This is a genomic window from Paenibacillus sp. ISL-20 (genome assembly GCF_018613005.1).
Lineage (GTDB): Bacteria > Bacillota > Bacilli > Paenibacillales > Paenibacillaceae > Paenibacillus_AQ.
On record NZ_JAGGRD010000024.1, the window covers coordinates 304,879 to 322,386 of the forward strand.

The 17,508-nt window shown below is 44.4% G+C and carries 15 protein-coding genes and 3 pseudogenes; 3 read left to right on the forward strand and 15 right to left on the reverse strand.

Annotated features, from left to right (window positions below):
* Positions 1 to 28 precede the first annotated feature (28 nt).
* Together J7E85_RS15955 and J7E85_RS15960 are read right to left on the reverse strand one after the other, a co-directional pair.
* Entirely contained in the window at positions 29 to 835 is an 807-nt protein-coding gene (locus J7E85_RS15955; protein WP_215159327.1) for an MBL fold metallo-hydrolase, read from the reverse strand.
* 24 nt (positions 836 to 859) lie between these two features.
* Positions 860 to 1,465, reverse strand: a complete 606-nt coding sequence (locus J7E85_RS15960; RefSeq protein ID WP_215159391.1) for a helix-turn-helix domain-containing protein — start codon at positions 1,463 to 1,465, stop codon at positions 860 to 862.
* A gap of 307 nt (positions 1,466 to 1,772) precedes the next feature.
* On the opposite strand from J7E85_RS15960, the gene J7E85_RS15965 reads away from it, so the two are divergent.
* A complete protein-coding gene (locus tag J7E85_RS15965) occupies positions 1,773 to 2,288 on the forward strand; it encodes a hypothetical protein (RefSeq protein ID WP_215159329.1) in 516 nt (171 codons plus the stop codon).
* 81 nt (positions 2,289 to 2,369) lie between these two features.
* Here the strand turns inward: J7E85_RS15965 and J7E85_RS15970 are convergent, their stop codons facing one another.
* Together J7E85_RS15970 and J7E85_RS15975 are read right to left on the reverse strand one after the other, a co-directional pair.
* On the reverse strand, positions 2,370 to 3,224 hold the full coding sequence (locus tag J7E85_RS15970) for a VOC family protein (protein ID WP_215159331.1): 855 nt from the start codon (positions 3,222 to 3,224) through the stop codon (positions 2,370 to 2,372).
* 224 nt (positions 3,225 to 3,448) lie between these two features.
* On the reverse strand, positions 3,449 to 3,892 hold the full coding sequence (locus J7E85_RS15975; protein WP_215159333.1) for an Rrf2 family transcriptional regulator: 444 nt from the start codon (positions 3,890 to 3,892) through the stop codon (positions 3,449 to 3,451).
* A gap of 429 nt (positions 3,893 to 4,321) precedes the next feature.
* Between J7E85_RS15975 and J7E85_RS15980 the strand changes: the two genes are divergently transcribed.
* Positions 4,322 to 5,203: an LCP family protein gene (locus tag J7E85_RS15980; protein WP_251035740.1), complete on the forward strand. Its 882-nt coding sequence runs from the start codon at positions 4,322 to 4,324 to the stop codon at positions 5,201 to 5,203.
* Between the two features lie 137 nt (positions 5,204 to 5,340).
* Here J7E85_RS15980 and J7E85_RS15985 read toward each other — a convergent pair whose 3' ends face one another.
* From J7E85_RS15985 to J7E85_RS16015, 8 genes and pseudogenes are all read right to left on the reverse strand, one after another.
* The gene (locus J7E85_RS15985; protein WP_164817510.1) at positions 5,341 to 5,505 is read right to left on the reverse strand and encodes a hypothetical protein; all 165 of its coding nucleotides are present in this window, start codon (positions 5,503 to 5,505) and stop codon (positions 5,341 to 5,343) included.
* Between the two features lie 116 nt (positions 5,506 to 5,621).
* Positions 5,622 to 6,542 carry an AEC family transporter gene (locus J7E85_RS15990; protein ID WP_215159337.1) on the reverse strand — a complete coding sequence of 307 codons (921 nt, stop codon included), beginning with the start codon at positions 6,540 to 6,542 and terminating at the stop codon, positions 5,622 to 5,624.
* An 852-nt stretch (positions 6,543 to 7,394) separates the two neighbouring features.
* Positions 7,395 to 10,547, reverse strand: coding sequence for a hybrid sensor histidine kinase/response regulator (locus tag J7E85_RS15995; protein ID WP_215159339.1), 3,153 nt, complete (start codon positions 10,545 to 10,547; stop codon positions 7,395 to 7,397).
* Between the two features lie 134 nt (positions 10,548 to 10,681).
* A complete protein-coding gene (locus tag J7E85_RS16000; RefSeq protein ID WP_215159341.1) occupies positions 10,682 to 11,173 on the reverse strand; it encodes a hypothetical protein in 492 nt (163 codons plus the stop codon).
* A gap of 175 nt (positions 11,174 to 11,348) precedes the next feature.
* On the reverse strand, positions 11,349 to 12,503 hold the full coding sequence (locus J7E85_RS16005) for a response regulator (RefSeq protein WP_215159343.1): 1,155 nt from the start codon (positions 12,501 to 12,503) through the stop codon (positions 11,349 to 11,351).
* Between the two features lie 96 nt (positions 12,504 to 12,599).
* A pseudogene (locus J7E85_RS34065) lies at positions 12,600 to 12,754 on the reverse strand (IS4 family transposase); the annotation flags it as partial.
* A gap of 14 nt (positions 12,755 to 12,768) precedes the next feature.
* Entirely contained in the window at positions 12,769 to 12,960 is a 192-nt protein-coding gene (locus tag J7E85_RS16010; protein ID WP_215159345.1) for an EndoU domain-containing protein, read from the reverse strand.
* Between the two features lie 636 nt (positions 12,961 to 13,596).
* The gene (locus J7E85_RS16015) at positions 13,597 to 14,127 is read right to left on the reverse strand and encodes an Imm3 family immunity protein (RefSeq protein ID WP_251035741.1); all 531 of its coding nucleotides are present in this window, start codon (positions 14,125 to 14,127) and stop codon (positions 13,597 to 13,599) included.
* Between the two features lie 296 nt (positions 14,128 to 14,423).
* On the opposite strand from J7E85_RS16015, the pseudogene nfi reads away from it, so the two are divergent.
* Positions 14,424 to 15,037, forward strand: a pseudogene (nfi, locus tag J7E85_RS16020) (deoxyribonuclease V).
* A 454-nt stretch (positions 15,038 to 15,491) separates the two neighbouring features.
* Here nfi and J7E85_RS16025 read toward each other — a convergent pair.
* From J7E85_RS16025 to J7E85_RS16035, 3 genes and pseudogenes are all read right to left on the reverse strand, one after another.
* Positions 15,492 to 16,010 (reverse strand): hypothetical protein, encoded by a 519-nt coding sequence (locus tag J7E85_RS16025; RefSeq protein WP_215159347.1) that lies wholly within the window; start codon positions 16,008 to 16,010, stop codon positions 15,492 to 15,494.
* A gap of 307 nt (positions 16,011 to 16,317) precedes the next feature.
* Entirely contained in the window at positions 16,318 to 16,794 is a 477-nt protein-coding gene (locus J7E85_RS16030) for a hypothetical protein (RefSeq protein ID WP_215159349.1), read from the reverse strand.
* Positions 16,791 to 17,508, reverse strand: a pseudogene (locus tag J7E85_RS16035) (hypothetical protein); the annotation flags it as partial. The gene J7E85_RS16030 and the pseudogene J7E85_RS16035, both read right to left, overlap by 4 nt.

The window sequence follows — 17,508 nt, forward strand, 5'->3', positions numbered from 1 at the left end:
GCAGGCGGCTTTTCTTATAACGGTGCTATTAAAATTGAACCGAAAATCCGTTGAACCTGTGAATGCCCGTCCCAAATCGGACAAGGTCTTTTTCCCGCAGCTCTTGCACGGCTTCTTTCACCACGAACAGCAATGCCGGATCCAGCCCAAGCGTATTGTGAGAACCGTAGATTCGCTTTACACCATCGATATTCGCGATCCGCTCCAGCGAGTTTACGAGATCCTCCGGACTTGTCGTTGGATAAAAAGCATATACCGGCGTTTCATCATACAACAAATCCCCTGTGAACAAATAACCTCGGTTTATATCAAATACCGCAATATGTCCGGGAGAATGGCCCGGTGTGTGGTAAATGACCAAGCTCCGCCCGCCCAGCTCGATGACGTCTGTATCCCGGAGAATACCGGCCGGCTGGCCCTGATAAGGGGTATAGATTGCCGGATCGAAGGAAGACGGTACAGGTCTCGTGATATCGCGTGATATGTCCTTGCGGATTTGTTCAATGGAAAGCTTCTTAATTCCGCTGACGAGCCAGTCCTCCTCAGCCTCATGCACATAAATCTCTCCGTACTGCCCATGACTGCCGATATGATCCGCGTGAACATGCGTGGTTAGCACCATAACAGGTAAATCTGTCAGCTGATTCGTCATCCGCCTCATGTTGTCGATGCCAAGTCCCGTATCAATCAGTGCGGCATGCTCGCTTCCTATCAACAGAAACGAATGCACCTTCTCCCAATGTCCGTATTCGCTGATCGCAAATGTGGTCTCATCCAGCTGCGATACGGTAAACCATGCATCATCGATAACGACGTTGTATTGATTATTCTCCATATGTAATTACTCCCCCATCAAGGATTATCGAATGGTGATATCCTCCTGATCATCTTGAAATGCGATCAACGACATATAGTAATTCTTCTCTTCTGTGGACAAAGGCGCACTGCCTGTTTCGGCCATCTCCATCGTGAAGTGTTTATTCATGAGCTGCTTGAACTCGTCCACAAAGGCATGGAAGCTCTCCTTCGTTGCGTGAAAGCGGTAGGTTCCTGCAATGTTTTTTCGATGTTGTTCGCTAGCGCTGTCCAAGGTAAAAGAAGAAGCCGGTGCGCTCTCAATTTTCGTTCGAGTAACCTCGAGTGTCTCCATAAACACCTGTCTGGACGTTTCTACCAAATCCAGGCTTGGCAGCAAATGATCTTCCGGTATGAAGCGGCTTGCGACGGCGCGATAGTATTTCTGCACGATACCGTTCTTCTCTTCCTTTCGGACCACATGAATGATGCCGTGCTTCTCCAGCTCTTTCAGATGAAAGTAAATATTGTTCCGCGTAATGTCCAGTATCTCGGCTAGCTGCTGTCCAGTGTAGGCATCCTTCACGAGATTCATCAGTATTTTGGTACGCAGGGGATCGGCAATCGCTTTGAGCTGCTCATGGGATTTAATTCTATAGACACCTGTCATTTTTATTTTAACACCTCCGTATATTTTACCGGTAAAATTAATTTTACTGTTATTCGTTTTCCATACTATCATGATTTTTACCCGTGGGTCAATCTTGCTGCCCTACGATTTTATGGTTATACGCAAACTGGAAACCGAGCACGAGTCAACGATGATACGATTAGGCAATACTGTTATAAAATGAAGGAAATCACACTGAGAGGTCCCGACTTATAGCACAACAAGCATGTTCCCCTTAAACAGCTGAATTATGATATATTATCCACAATCGTATGTACTATCATTATGGTTCAAAGGATGTGCCTTAATGTTTGACCCGACGATATTCGAAAATTTAAAGGTTGGCATCGAGAATGCGGTCTATGATCTCGACAACCTCGATGAAATCGTTCGCGTTACCGATCGGAAGGATCTCCTGGATATGGCGACGCTGTCCAGAAGTTTTAGCCTCCGGTTCGAGCTGGCTACGCCATCCACAACTTCGGCCGAAATTTGCCTGGAGACCGGGCTTCGGGATTTGGCGGCCGAGATCTTGGAAATTCCGGAAGGTCAGCCAGCCTGCGAGCTGAAGCTCCGCTTTCATATAAACATCGCTGATGCTTCCATAGCGTGTCCGGCGATCGCCCAGATCATGAAGGAGATATGGAATCCGGAGCTTCCCCCGCTGCAAACGATCCGGTATACCTACAGCGATGATGCGGTATCGCTTCACAACACGATCGAGCTGCGCTTTCCTCGCAGGATCAACGAAGAACAGATGGGAGATATCCCGAATATCTTGGAGTTCATGCTTCGTACGCTGGGAGAATTAGATCGGTTATAGCCCCCAGATAAAGATTACGGTGATATCTAGTAAAGAAGCCTGCCCGCTATCATAGCGGACAGGCTTCTTCGACTTATATTATTAAGCAACAACCAACCGGATCCAGATGTCCGAAGGATCTTGAACGGCCCAGACGCCATCGCGCTGTTCCAGACGCAGCCCCGCCTCACGAATACGGCCGGTTACCGCCTCAAGCTCCTCATCGCTAGGAAATTCAATCGTATAATCTTCCATACCCGCAGCATTCCTTGGCGTGTTCGGTACACCGATTCCTGCCCAAACATTGAGCCCGATATGGTGATGGTATCCTCCTGCGGATATAAACAACGCAGCGCCGCCATAATGGGCTGTCAACTCAAAACCCAGAACATCGCAATAAAATACGTGGGCATCGTGCAGGTTGGACACATGGAAATGCACATGCCCGATAACCGTCTCTTCAGGAAGTCCGTACCATTCCTTGTCCTTGGAGAGAGCCAGCAGTCCCTCTACATCAACAGGATCTGTGGTCATCACATATTCCCCTTTGGCATCACGCTTCCAGGTATCCCTTGGTCGGTCGGCATAAATCTCGATGCCGTTTCCGTCCGGATCATTAATGTACAATGCTTCACTGACCAGATGATCGCCTTGACCGACAGGAATGTTATGCTTGACCAGGTTGGCAAGCGCAAGCCCGAGCGATTCCCGATTCGGAACCAGGATCGCAAAATGGTATAGACCTGCCGTCCGGGTCTGCGGTCTTACCAGATCTTGAATTTCCTCTATAATCAGCAGCGGCTGCTTGCCGTCTGCCGTCAATTCGGCAACACGGCCATGCTGGCGAAGCATTTTCAAACCGACGACTTCTGTATAAAAGCGTACAGATTGTGCCAGATCACTGATCCGCAGAGAGACCGGTCCGAGCTTTGTGGATGGATGTATAATAGCTGTCATATTCTCACTCCTTGAATGTAGTTGTTTGTTTTGTTCATAACATATATTCAGGTCTACGATAGGCTTAACTTGTAATCAAATCAGTTACATCTCACTTGTAATCATTATAGTTACAGGACAGTCTCGTTGTCAAATCCAGTAATTTACATGTGAACCGAAGAGTCTGCAACTTTCAACCAGAAGAAAACGCCCATCCTGCATAGGATCGAGCGTGTGAGTTTCGTTTATTCACTTGATGTTCCATTCGCAGAGGCACAAATTTTCCGGACGATTTCTTCCAGATTGACCTCATGCAGCGTGTTCTCCATGGCCTTCTGAGCGGCTGAAAAAACCGGAACGATCGCCGTTTGAATATGTTTGCCAACAGAACATTTCGCGTCTGAATTCTCATGAATGCCAAACAGGGAATCCTCCTGCACGACATGAACGGCATGATAAATATCCAGCAGCGTAATCTCGGACGGATGCTTTGCCAGCTTCGCTCCCGCTACGCCAGGCTTAACCTCGACCAGACCCGCTTTGCTAAGCATGCCTACAATACGCCTGATGACCACCGGATTCGTGTTCACACTCTCCGCGATATAATCTGAGGTGCTGACGCCAGCCTTATTCATCTCCAGCACGGAGAGAATATGAATGGCCACTGCAAATCGGCTGCTTATGTTCATGTGACCCCTCCTGACCGACCAAATCTTCAGATGACTATCATGTAACCATCATAGTTACATTAACCCCTAAAGTCAACGGTGAAGCCGCCGTCCCATAAGCCAAAATCAGGTGTTTAATATACAATCTCAAAATAATTATGGAATTTAATGTAATTATATGTTGATTTTCCTGAGTTTTTCACTATAATGATCACAACATGTGTTGGTAAAATAACCCTATTTAGACATAATCCAGGCATCCTACATGATCCAAAACATTCAAGGAGGAAATCCATGGATCCCAGCCAAAATCGAAACGAAACGTATTCTATCAGACGTCCTCGAAAGCCTAAACGCCATATCAAGCTCAAAAAATGGATAGGAATATCCTTATCTATACTCATTCTCTTAGGCGGACTAGGCTATATTTTCAGAAAAGAATTGTCCTGGATGGTTTTTCACACCTTTTTTGCGAAAGATATCAAAGATACACTAGACCGCTCCTACAAACCCGTGGGTCCTGATTCGCCCGACCCTGTTGTGGAGGCGACGAAGCCATTCTCGGTCTTGCTTCTGGGCGTTGATCAACGCGAGGACGAGCCTGCCCGCTCCGACACAATCATCTACTCTATCATCCGACCTGACCTTAATAAAATATTGCTTGTCTCCATTCCCAGGGATACCTACACTGAAGTCATCGGCAGGGGAGTCACCTCCAGAATCAACTCAGCTTACGCCCACGGCGGAGCAAAAATGGCCATTGATACGGTTGAGCATCTGTTTCAGCACCCTGTCGATTATTATGCAGCCATCAATTTCCACGGATTAACGGATATCGTCAATGCATTGGATGGGATTCAACTCCCCATCGATAAAGTTATCGAGAACAAAAGCGCCAATCATATCAAACTGCGGATCGAGCCCAACAAGCTTATTTACGATGGAACAGAGGCATTAAATTATGTCAGATACCGGGAAGATTCGGATTTCAACCGCACCATGCGCCAGCGTATATTCCTCAGTTCCTTAATGGATCGGGTATTTGAATTGAAAAATATAACCAAGATCCCGAAGTTGATTCGTATCGGTGGCAGCAATCTTACGATGGACTTAAACTCCGATTTCATTCTCAATCTGGGCGAAAACCTATTTTTTAACGACTCCCCACCAACGTTTGAGAATTACATGCTGAAGGGAAAAGATTTAGTGATCCGCGGCGATTACTTTTATGATCCGGACGATTCGGACATCCGGTATATTCAGGAACTGCTTGCCAACTGGTCTAATGAAGAGACCAAACTAGAGGATTTAATGATCCCAGGTGCGAAGTAAAGCTGATTGCTCGAGGTTAGGTGAATCGCCTGACTAGAAGGTGAAGCTTAATATGAAAAAAAGCCAATCCATGATAAAAAGCCTCTCTTTCGCGTACCACGAAAGAGAGGCTTTTTAACGAATACCATCTGCTCCAATTAGAACATCGGAAATACGTATTTGATAAGAAAATACAAGAATCCAAAGAAGATAATCAGATAAGCCACATACTTAATTAACGTAGATGCTACCCTGCTGGAGTCGTTACGCTCCTCGATATTTCGGGTCTCTATCTCCACGTCTCGATCTCGCTGCCTGCTCATAGTCTCCACCTCCATCCGATTCTTTAGTTGCAGATGACGGTTATCTCTTGACGCTTACTACTCTTTACACACACGTCTTGGGATTGAACCAATCTTCAGGTTAGGAGATGGCAAGCTTAGAAAAAGCCGATCATGGCAGGCAGAACGATAAAGGAAGCCAGCGTGGTCCACAGTATGCACCTGGATACCAGCTTGGGCGCGGCATCGTATTGCTCAGCAAGGATTACTGCATTCACGGCTGCAGGCATCGCCGACAAAATCAGGATAACCGCAAACAAGGTTCCCTCAATGGATAAAATCGCGAGCCAGCCCCAAGCCACCAATGGGCCCACCAGCATTCGCATCGCCATGCCCGACCAGAATCCACGCTTTGAGACGGCAGAAGTCCCACCCTCCCGAACCCCAACCATCTGGGCGCCCAGTATGACCAGAGCCAGAGGCGCATAAGCCGCGGACAGCATGGAAACGCCGGTATTCAACCCGTCTGGAAGCTGAAAGTCCGTCAACCGGAAGAGGACGGCGAGTGCCGCCGCATAGACCGAGGGGAGAGTAAATACCGATTTGATCGCCTTCACAGCCGAGAAATGAGATCTAGCTGCCAGGTACACCCCTAATGTATTCATAATGATAATCTGCACGATGACATACACCGATGCTTTATCCAGCCCTGCTTGCCCGAAAGCAAGCAGGACGAGAGGAAGCCCGTAATTCACGCTGTTGGTAAAAATCGTGGTCAAGGCGAGGCCCGATTTCTCTGTCTGGGACAAACCCAGCATTTTACCGGCGAAGGCACTGAGCGCCCAAAGGGCGATCACATTCAACAAGCAGAACGCAACCGTTACCGTGACCTCATTCGAGGTAATTGAAGCCTTCTCCAGCGTCTCGAAGATCAGAGCCGGGCTCAGCACATATAAAGACAAGGCCGAAAAGCCTTTGGTTTCAATGCCCTTGAACCGCTTGAGCAGGGCTCCGCCGATGACGGGCAGCGATATGGGAAGGAATACACTATAAATCGTAGCTAAGAAAGAAGAGATCATGAGGTCCACCTTTATGCAAAGTAAAAAGTCTTGGTCCGCCGCTGTTGTCATTTCAACTAAACGTATCCGTTGGTTGAGCCATAAATCATTGATTATTTTCACTTTGAGAAACTAGATTCCTCTGACGGATTTATAATCCCCAGAACCTGATGATCCACCCGATGATCCACCACTATCCGTCGATCTTTACATTGATCTTTACGTTGCTTCGAGAGAGGCCTTCTTTGTCATAAGGTCGACAGCCATCCAAGCATGCACCGGACCACGCACCGTGCGCACAGGAAGCAGCGCGCACGGTGTACAGTCATTAGACCAACTCCGTGTGGACCGTGATTCCGCTATTTGCAAGCAAAGGTGCTAAACATAAGGTTAATCGGACACGTGTTCCGCTATTGCCGGCATATCACTGCAAAAAACAGTAAAAAGCCGAGAATAACGGATTAGGTGTCCGCAAAGCCTTGAATTGTGTGCAGTTTTTGGTAAATAGCGAACCTCCTGTCCGCATAGGATCAGTGCATCTTGCACCACATCATCAGTGCATACTGCCCATCATCAGTGCATATTGCCATCAATTGTCCGACGTTTATATTATTGATTTGATTCGGTATTGCCATTTCCAGCTCTTACGGGAAAATGGAGTTTTGTATTCATGGGTAACAAAGACCGGCTGTGGATCCGGATTCAAGACCGGGCATTCGGTTACGCAAGCATTATTTTTGGCATCAACAAGCTTCGTCTCCGTTTCTTCCCAAAGAAATAGTGTACATGGATCATTATCTCTACATCCTAACCCATACCTCAAGCATTCGTCCAAGATTTAAAGACTATAGGTTTAATAGGCCTAGGCTTTCATTATGCCATCTTCCTGATGACAAACGACACGGTAGTTCCTCTGCCCCTTGTGCTGTCAATCATGAGCCCTTGCCCATAGACTTGCTTCAAACGCCGATCCGTGTTCATAAGACCGACTCCCTTGCCGGCACGCTGTCCGCTTCCCAGCATCAAGCGGAGCTTCTCGGGATCCATCCCGGCACCATCATCCGCGATAATGACCTTGGCCGATTCAGCTTCACTTACGATGCGGATGGTTACGGTCCCTCCCTGGGTTCGTGCCAATACTCCGTGAACGACCGCATTCTCCACAATCGTCTGCATGGTCAAAGGGGGAAGCTTCCACTGCTGAACAGCGACTTCCTCGGAAATATGCCAACGGACACGCAGCCGTTCCCCAAACCGCTCCCCTTCGATGTACAGGTATGAGCGAACCAAGCCCAGCTCCTGCTCCAGCGGGATAAAACGTTCCAAGTTGCTGATATCATAGCTGGCTCTCAGATAGTGGCTGAATTCGCCAATCAGCGCAACCATCCGGGAAGGGTCAATCTCACTAAGAGAAGCGATCGAATTTAAGGTATTGTGCAGAAAATGCGGCTGAATTTGAGCCTGGAGCCAAGCTGCCTCCATATGCAGCCGTTCTTTAATAGAGCGCTTCAGCTCCAGCAGTGCGCGTACCCTTGTTTTTAATTCCAGATGGTCTACCGGTTTAATCAAATAATCGTTAGCTCCGGAAATGAAGCCCATATGAATATCCTCAGGCCGATTTCTTGCAGCCAGCAGCAGAATCGGAAGCTCCGATATCATATACCTCTGCCGAATCGTCCTGGACAATTCATATCCTGACATCTGGGGCATCATCACATCAGATATGATGAGATCCCATTCTCCCTGCTCCAATAATTGAAGGGCTTCCTCAGCCCGGGTAACGGTCACGATCTGATACCCTTCGTCTTCAAGCAAATGATGGATAACTTTTAGGTTAACCGGATCGTCATCTACGATGAGCAGCCTGCCATCGTTTTGACGAGAACGCTTCTTAGCCTCGGATTCGGCATCATCCTGTTCGTGTTTATCTGACATGTTAGATAGCCTCTCCTTCTCTTTCTCTGAATTTGAAGCCGAGGAGTCGGCCATAAACTCCTGTTTATCCGTATCCTCCTGCCTCATCATATCGTCCATTTTCAGCGTGAACGTAAAGGAACTCCCCTGTCCCGGAGCGGATGACACGGAGAGCTCCCCTCCATGCAGCTCCACAAGCTGCTTGCAGATGCTGAGCCCAAGCCCCAAGCCGCCTCTCGCTGCGGCAAAGCTGGAGTCTCCCTGCTCGTAGGGGAGGAATACCCGTCTTAATGTCTCCTCGTCCATCCCCATCCCTGTATCAAGAACGTGGACGCAGGCCCTTCCCTCAACAACATCGGCAGTCACCGCGATTCGGCCTGACTCCGTGTATTTGATTGCATTATGAATCAGATTGAATACAATCTGAACCAAACGGCCTTCATCTGCCCATACCTTGGGAAAGTCATCCTCAATCTCGCATACAAGCTCGATTTGCTTGCCCTCCGCCATCGGACGGAGCATATCCAGCACGCCTTGAGCAGTCGAACCGAGATGGACGCTCTGCACATTCAGCCGGATCCGCTTCTCCTTCAATAATGAAACATCCAGCAAGTCATCCAACAATAGCGACATCCGCCTGCCAATGCCGGTAATCAGCTCCAGGTGGCCACGATCCTCTTGCTGAAGCAAACTCCCCTTGCGTTCCAGCAGCGTTTGCGCCATATTAATCATGCCGTGCAGCGGATTTCGCAGCTCATGGGACGTATTTGCCAGAAATTCATCCTTCATCTTGTCTGCCTGCTTCAGCTGCTCTGCCTGTTCCCTCAGCACGACAGCGTTTCGGGTAAACCGGATAAACCAGAAGGAAGCAAATCCGAGAAACGCCACGATCAGGTCAATCGGGTAATACGGCAGCTCCTTAAAATACCGGAACCTTAAAATTCCGCTTACGATAATGTTGCAGGAAACGGCAACCGCCGACAGCAAGATAAATATGGCCGCTTCCGTCCGCTCGCTGACCGCCTTCCTGGCAATCGAAGGCAGGAACAGCACCGAACTTATTAACACTAATGATAAATAAGTAGAGAGATGCACCATCAGATGAAACGGAAGCAGCAAATAGGCCACGGCATACGCAACCACAAGGATTGTATAGGCCCGGTAAAATCCCTCTTTGATTTTCGGTCGGAGCAGATGCTTGGTACACAGAATCAAACATAATGATAAAGCCACATAAGCAACAACCTTAAGCTTCACTGACCATTCGAAAGGGATAGCAGGCTGCCAAACGAGCAGGAGCTTATCGTCGTCAACCAGCGTGGCCAGCAGCGTAAACAGTATAAGAGCTGCAAAATAAAAGAGGCCTTTGTTCCGATAGCCGATTAGATACAAGATTAAGACATACATGACATGAAGAAATAGCACAATACAGACCAGCAGCTGCATGTTCTCCGAGAACGCTTTCCCCTTCATCACCGCTTCTGCTGTCCCGAATTTGATCGGCAGCTTGATCCCGCCTGAGTCAGCATATTGATAATTGCTCACTTCCAGGATGATATCCAGCTCATTCCCGGCAGCCGGAGGGATGAGTTCGACATGGGGTACGTTTCTTGCCACATGGATCTCCGGCGTATCGGAGGGATGTCCGGATTCGTACAATAACTCACCATTGACGTACAAACGATAGGCTGTACGGATATCGGTAATCCAGAGGCCGTAAGTTACGTTCCGTTCCGGTACGAGCAGCTTGAGACGATAGGTTCCGAAGCCCATTTGGTTCCCGTTCTCGTTTACGCTTTCCCATGGACCGGGAACCTGTATCCAGCGCGGATCGGCGGCAGGCTGCCGCTCCCCTTGAGACCATCTATCCGGGCCCATCCATTGATTCGGATAAAAGGCCCATTCCCCGTTCAGCGCAACCGTATTGCGGTCATCCGCCTGCCAATCCCGAAGATCCAGTACGCCTTGCTGGAACGGAACTTCCTCAGGGATCATGATGATTTTAAAATACGCCAACCGCACGGAAAGTAAAATGACAATAAACAGAAAAGTAATCCCCAGCAGCCTTCTGCCGGAGATCGGTTTCGATTTCGAGTTGGAATAGGTCGACAATAATAACAGTCCCTTATTACATATTGTAAAAAATCAACAACACTGCACAACTGTCCATTATTTTACATCGTTACGGAGCTGTTGTCTGTTCCTTTTCCATAAAGCCCAATAAATAAGCAGATCTGGTCAGGCCGCTATACAAACGATAATGTCTTGCCTGGGCGCTGCAGCGGCTGGTACGGACATAATTCCGCAGCGGATACATACTTCACCGTATAATAAGAGTAGAATCTTTTTCTCCCGGATGCCTCATAGATCCACGAAAAAAAGTCGAAAATCGAATCATCCACCCATTTTCCGTTGTACTCGATCAACGACCGCAAATAAGGGATTTGGAGTTTCACTCCCCCGTCCCACATAAAGATAAATGTATTAACCTCGGCATTTTTTTGCAACAAAAAATGAACGGTACGCTCATCCAGCAAGTACTTGTCCTGACCACACAGAAATACCGGACCCTCATCAGTAGCAACGATGCCAATCCGCTTGCCGTTGAAGTGAACATAGAAGCCTCTGCAATGCTGGAGGTCCTTCTCCGCATCAAGCTCGAACTCCCGAAACGTTCCAAGCTCCAATCCCATGGCCTTATGCAGCGAAGATTCCTTAAATTTCCGAATGAATTTCATAACCGAATCATGTACCTCCCGATTGTTATGGTTCATTCCACAGTATAGGAGACCGTCCTCTACAATTTCTGAACAACACCGGGAGAACCATAAAATTGGGCAACAAGATACAAAAAATCACCGGTCGAACAACCGGTGATTTCATATCGAATGCGCGCTTGGCTATTTCATCTATTTAAATAGTGCTGACTTGGATTCCATTGCTCCATTCGTCGTACCATTTCACAATGTAAGGACTTGGCTCCTCGCCCATCTCATCTTCTAACACCTGACACAGAAGACTGAATTGACGGTGCACCTGGGCCGGATTATCCTGCAAAGCATATATTTTCATCAATGAAAAATAAGCCTTCTCCTCCAGGGAGTGCTGCCTCTGGATCGAGAAGTAGCATAATATGGCTTCATCGATGCGTTCCTGATCCACATACCATTCCGCCATGGATAAAGAAACGCTAAGCCACAACTCCTTCAGCCTTTGACGTTCTCCTTCTGCCCACCAATAGTCATATTCCTGCAGGTAGTCTCCCGTGTACAATTTCATCATTTCAATATGTCGCTCAATCAATTCAGCCGACACGGAGGGATTTGACATGAACCAGTTCTCCCACTCCTCAATGTCCAACTGCACGCCTTCCATATTCAGCACATAGCCTTCTGTCGTGTTGGTGATTTGGAAGCGGGTATCATAAGGCTCCAATGTTTTTCGGATATGATAAATAGCCGTGTACAGCTGAGGATAGGCTTTATCCATGTCAAAATCCGGCCATAACATATCGATCAATGCTGATTTTCTTACAAGCTGTCCTCTATGCTGAAGCAGATAAATGAATATCTCCTGAGCTCGGGTTGTCCGCCAATGAAGCAGCGCGAATTGCCCCTGCTCATTCGGCTGCTCGATCATAACCTGGCGGAACATCGTCATCCGAATGTTTCGATCGGACTCCATAACCTCTTCCGGTCTGGACGCAATGCGGCCTCGCAAACGCTCCATCGTTTTGGCGACTCGATCAAGCTGGACAGGTTTAACAATATAGTCTACGGCATTCAATTCAAAGGCAGTGACTGCATATTCGTGATACCCCGTCACAAATACAATACAGAGATGAGGCTTCTGCTCAAGCAGCTGCTCTGCCAGCTCAATGCCGTTTAATTCCGGCAAGCTGATATCCAAAAACACGATATCAACGTCCCTAGTAAGAATTTCGTCTCGTCCTTCAAAGGGATTCGTATATGTACCGATTACATCTATAGACATGGTATCCAGTTTTAACAACTGACGTTCTAAATACTTCAAGGCCAACGGTTCGTCATCTACGAGAATTACCTTCATTCATATTACTCCTTGGATTGGAAAAATACGGTCACACTTAACTATATTGATTCCTTCGCATTGTTGCAACAAGCGAAAGCATGTTTTACAAAATTCTCAACTTTCGCAGCTTAAAACTCCGAACAAACCCTTAATATACCTTGGTAAACCAGAGATCCATTCCATTAGTTGACAAAAACAATCATGAGTTGCTAGAGAAAGCCCAGATCACGGACTTCATCCGCAAATAGAGAAAAGAGTCTTCCCAGTGTCGGATAACCACTTACTACACAGCGCCAATATTAATAACCTCAACTTGCATACCATCAACGATGCCTCTGTGCAATATTGCTCCATCTCCTATTCTGGCAATACTATCATTTATTTTTTCATCTGACCATAATTCAGGGAATAGTGTACTCGTCTTGATTGTTGAAAGATTACCATCCGAAAGTTGAGTTGTCCTCTGCTTTTTCATGCAATGCCTCTCGTTTTTTTGCTCCTGAGCTTTATAGTACTCCTTCTCGATTGTTCGTTCGCCCGGATTCGGTTTGTATCCTATCGTTTCTAGTCCTTTGCATACAGCGTTTGTGGCCGACAGGTTCCCTGTTACTATTTTCTACTGAACTGATCGCTTCAAATTAGCTATCATCTGATTTGGCTTCAATTGCTCGTATATTGACGCGCTACCATGAATACTTTCCTATGCATTGAACTCAGCATTTCTCCTATAATACCGTCAAATGCTCCTCAGGCAGCAACTAACTTTTCTTTGTTTTTTCATATTAAAAAGGCTTATTCTCCTTACCGTTAAGTTGGAATAAGCCTTTGAAAATTTATCAAGTGTTGTTTGAGTTGTTTAGTATTTGGTTTATTGTATTGTACGATCTGTTGTTGGGGTTGTAAATCCATCTATTACGAACATTTAACTCATTCGTTTATTCAACATTATTTAATTGAACTAGCACGTTATTTATTCGAATTGCTAGCTTGTTCTTCTCCTCTTCTATTAGTTGCTCTTCACGAATATCTTCTACATTGAATAGTTGTAACTCCTGTTTAATCCTCTGTAACCCTTCTATTTGCGTGTAATCAGTTTTTAACAGGTTTTCAGCTATTGTTGTGTACACGATTTTTTTTCACTTAGTGTATTTTTACAATCTCGTTCAAAACGTTGAAATAAGCTAGCAACTATTTCTTCCTCGTTCACATCTCCTGAATTCATTTGATTATTAAAAAATTTATTAACTTTGTCTGTCAATTCTTCGTAGTACCAACATACCCTCGGATAATATTCCGACGGTTTTTGTTCTAATTGTTTAAGTGCTTGCTCTTTACGAAAGAGTAAATCGATGCATTGTTCACGCGTTAATTTTTTCTCTTGTTCAATTAATTTAAAATCTAATTGGGATAACGTTTCCATCATATAAACTTTGAAAGTGTTCAAAATTCTCAAGTGAGAAACTAAAATCTCTGCAATTGTTATACTAATGATTGCTTTATCTGCCTCACTTTTTTTCATTGACATATCATATTCATTAAATGTTCTTGCAATCGCCTCCTTGTTACTCATTTTTTCATCTTCTTTATATTCATTGTACGTCTCATTTATATTTTTTGAGTATTCTTCATAACTATGAGCCATTTTGTAGAAACCTCCAAGAGTTCTTTTGAAGTATTAGGTGAAACTTATTTTTCCCCTCCCGTGTCTCAACCCATGGGAGCATTATAAATGTCTGTCTACAGCATGCTCTATCCATCTCTACTAATATTTATTCGAGACTGGATGATAGGTGGCATACCCAAAACTTTTCCCATCCCCTTTAAAAGAAAGCGGACTGAATCATAATGAAATATTTGTTATAATATTTACATTATTTATTAACACTTGGAGGACTAAAAGTGGAGACAGTTGAACAGCATCGATGGAATATATCTGAAATGGAAGATACAACAGGAATTAGCCCGAAAAGTCATTAGAGAAGATTCATTCGATCACATCCACTTTGCGGGAGTATACGTTGCTTACAACAAAACCAATGACCAATTAATTGCAGCGATTGTCATTTTAGAACCAGATACATTGAAATTAGTAGAGTCAGTTGTTTAAAGATACGGTTCAATTCCCATATATCCCAGGTTTGTTTTCATTCAGAGAATTTCCTCCAATTATCAAAGCATTTGAAAAGATAAAGACCATCCCTCAATTAGTCGTTTGCGATGGACAAGGTATTGCCCACCCTAGACGGTTTGGATTAGCCTGTCATTTAGGGATTCTTTATGATTTTCCTACAATTGGTTTTGGGAAAACTAAGCTGTTAGACAATTATGGAGAACCCGAAGAACAACATAGGGGAGCACAGTCACCATTAATCGATAATTGTGAAATCATCGGGAATGTATTGAGAACTCAGAAAAATATTAATCCTATCTTTGTTTCTATAGGTCATCGGATATCCTTAACCACTCCCTGTCATTGGATACTCAAACTATCGCCGAAATATCGGTTGCCCGAAACGACTCGGCAAGTCGATCAGATAGTAAAAAAGACTTAACGCTTCACAACAATTCTCTGTGTGAATAAAAGAGGGACGAATACAGCCCATCTTCGGCTCAAAATAAGCTACAACAACATCCATCGAATCTTTTGAATTCAATTTGACTATTATTGATCTAGCTATAACAGCTTTTATTATCAAAAATTTATTCACGAAGAATGTTATGGCTCACAGCTATATTTTCAAGCTTCTAGGTCATATTTTGTAATCACTTCCTTTTCAAAAACTATTGGCTCTTGTTTTTCTCTGATTAAGATTCCGCATTCATCCTACTCTCGGTAATAGAGTTTAACCCTATATTAAGCCGCAAGCTTGTGTTACTTAAGATATAGCGGCAAATGAAAAAAGAATACCACAATGGGCAGTTAGCTCGCATTGTGGCGTTGCTGGTTGTAATAAACGATAATTTACAAACTCTGATGTCATTCTACAAACAGGAGGAATTTACCTTCTATTCTCCACTATCTTTAAAAAAATCTTCTTCATAAGGGTAATTCAATAGTGCTAGATTTTCTTTAGTCAAATAATTGGCTTGATATTCATCTGAATGATTATTGATCTGTAAACGCCCTTTAATTCTTTTTATTAGTGGGTATGAAGTATCGTCTTCAACAACCAAATCATTATCGTTCAACTGTAGTAGTTTTCCAATAACTTCGAGTAACTTTAACCATCCAAGATCAAAAGTACGTGCTATAAATTGAATACTAATACGAACGTTTGTATCCACACCATGATCTTCGAGATTCATTTCTCGAAAACGTTCTATATATTCATCCTCATAATCTAAATTACTGCTCATTGAAAAATATGTGCAACCGACACTTACGTATTGTGTACCAGTTCGATCCCATACCTCTGCCTCATAATTAATTAATTCAACAAACAATACTTCGCATAACATATCGTAGAGCAATTTCCCCAGTTCTTCTCTAGGCAAATTAGAACCAACTGATAATCTAAAATCCATCTTACTCAAACCTCCAGTACGCTCTAGTTACTTGACTTCCAGTCTCCTTTCAACCGCCATGTTAAGTTATGACTGATGTCTCTTTCATCTTCAATTTATTGACTAATTTGTTACTCGTCCCAAAGATAACAAAAACACAGGTCAATCATGGTGGTATTGACCATAATCAACCTGTTCAATGTGTTACTTAGATTATAAAATTAAAACATTTGATTGCGTACAATCAATGGATAAATATCCATACGTTACTTGAAATTGGATGAATGTTGGGTTCATTCGTTACTGAAGTAGCCTTCCCAAGAAATAATTATGCTAAGCCTATTTTTTTGAGAAATTGATACCATTCTTCTAACTGAGCATCAGGTACGAGTTCCTCGTATTTTCTACCAAAAACGTAGTTAAGCAGAAAAAAATTAAAATCTCCTAAAGTTTGTCCCACCCTAGCTGGATGTCCTTGATAGAAACAGTATACTTGTCCAGAACTCTTTTCAATTACTAAAGGCTCGTATAATACTTGTCCAACTTCAAACCATTTTTCTGTTCCTCCAAAGAATTCAGATACACGAGACTGATGTGAAGATAATTCATCAAATGACCATAAATCAACTGCTCCAAGTCTTGCACCATCGGATTCAGTTAAGAACTCAAAGTACTGTTTAAGATAATCCTTGTCGAACTTTATGTCTGTGAAGCCTTCATTCAATTCACCATAAATTATACTATCAGGTTCAGCCGCTAGTTTTTCTTTTACTTTCACTATTATAGATTTTAACCGTTCATTCATCTACCTTCCCCCATCTCAATGTTAATTTTAATCTTTGTACCAGTAGGTAAGTCTTTAATTTGTGGTCTAATTTGTTTAACACCAATATGCCAGTTAGTGAAAGAATCTAAGAATTTTAAATTTTCAACAATATCTGGTCCACCCAACTGTAGTTCCCAAACATGGTCTGGTTGCATGCGTTTCGTTATCCTGTCTATTAATTTTTTACCAAACGCAGGATTATTCTGTCCATATTGTTTCCAAATTCTTTTTATCATATCTTGCCGATATTGCCTTGTAACCGCAGGGTCCCTTGGAACAGGATTTTGTGCTTTATACAATAGACCTCGTTCACCTAATTCTTTTAGCTTGTTAGCCTTTCTCTCGAATTCACGTTTTGGCATTGCATTATCATACTTAAGAGAAACCTCAGCAACTTTACCCGTCCCCTCAGGTTTTTTCTTTGGCAATTCTGGAATAGCTTCATCAGCACCCCTAGCTGCTTTCTTCGCCGCTTCCTCCTCGATCTCCTTCATAGCCTTGTCATAATTCATCTGTACATTGGTTCGTTGAGGAACTTTATCCGGCATCCACTTCTCAAAGAAGCTAACATTTGGCATCGGGGCACCATTTGCCAGTGCCGTTTGTCTTCCCTTAAACATTTGAGCAAATTGACTGCCTGCTGCCGCTAAGTCCTTTAGGCCCTCTTTAAAGCCTTCTTCCGCTCTCTTAACT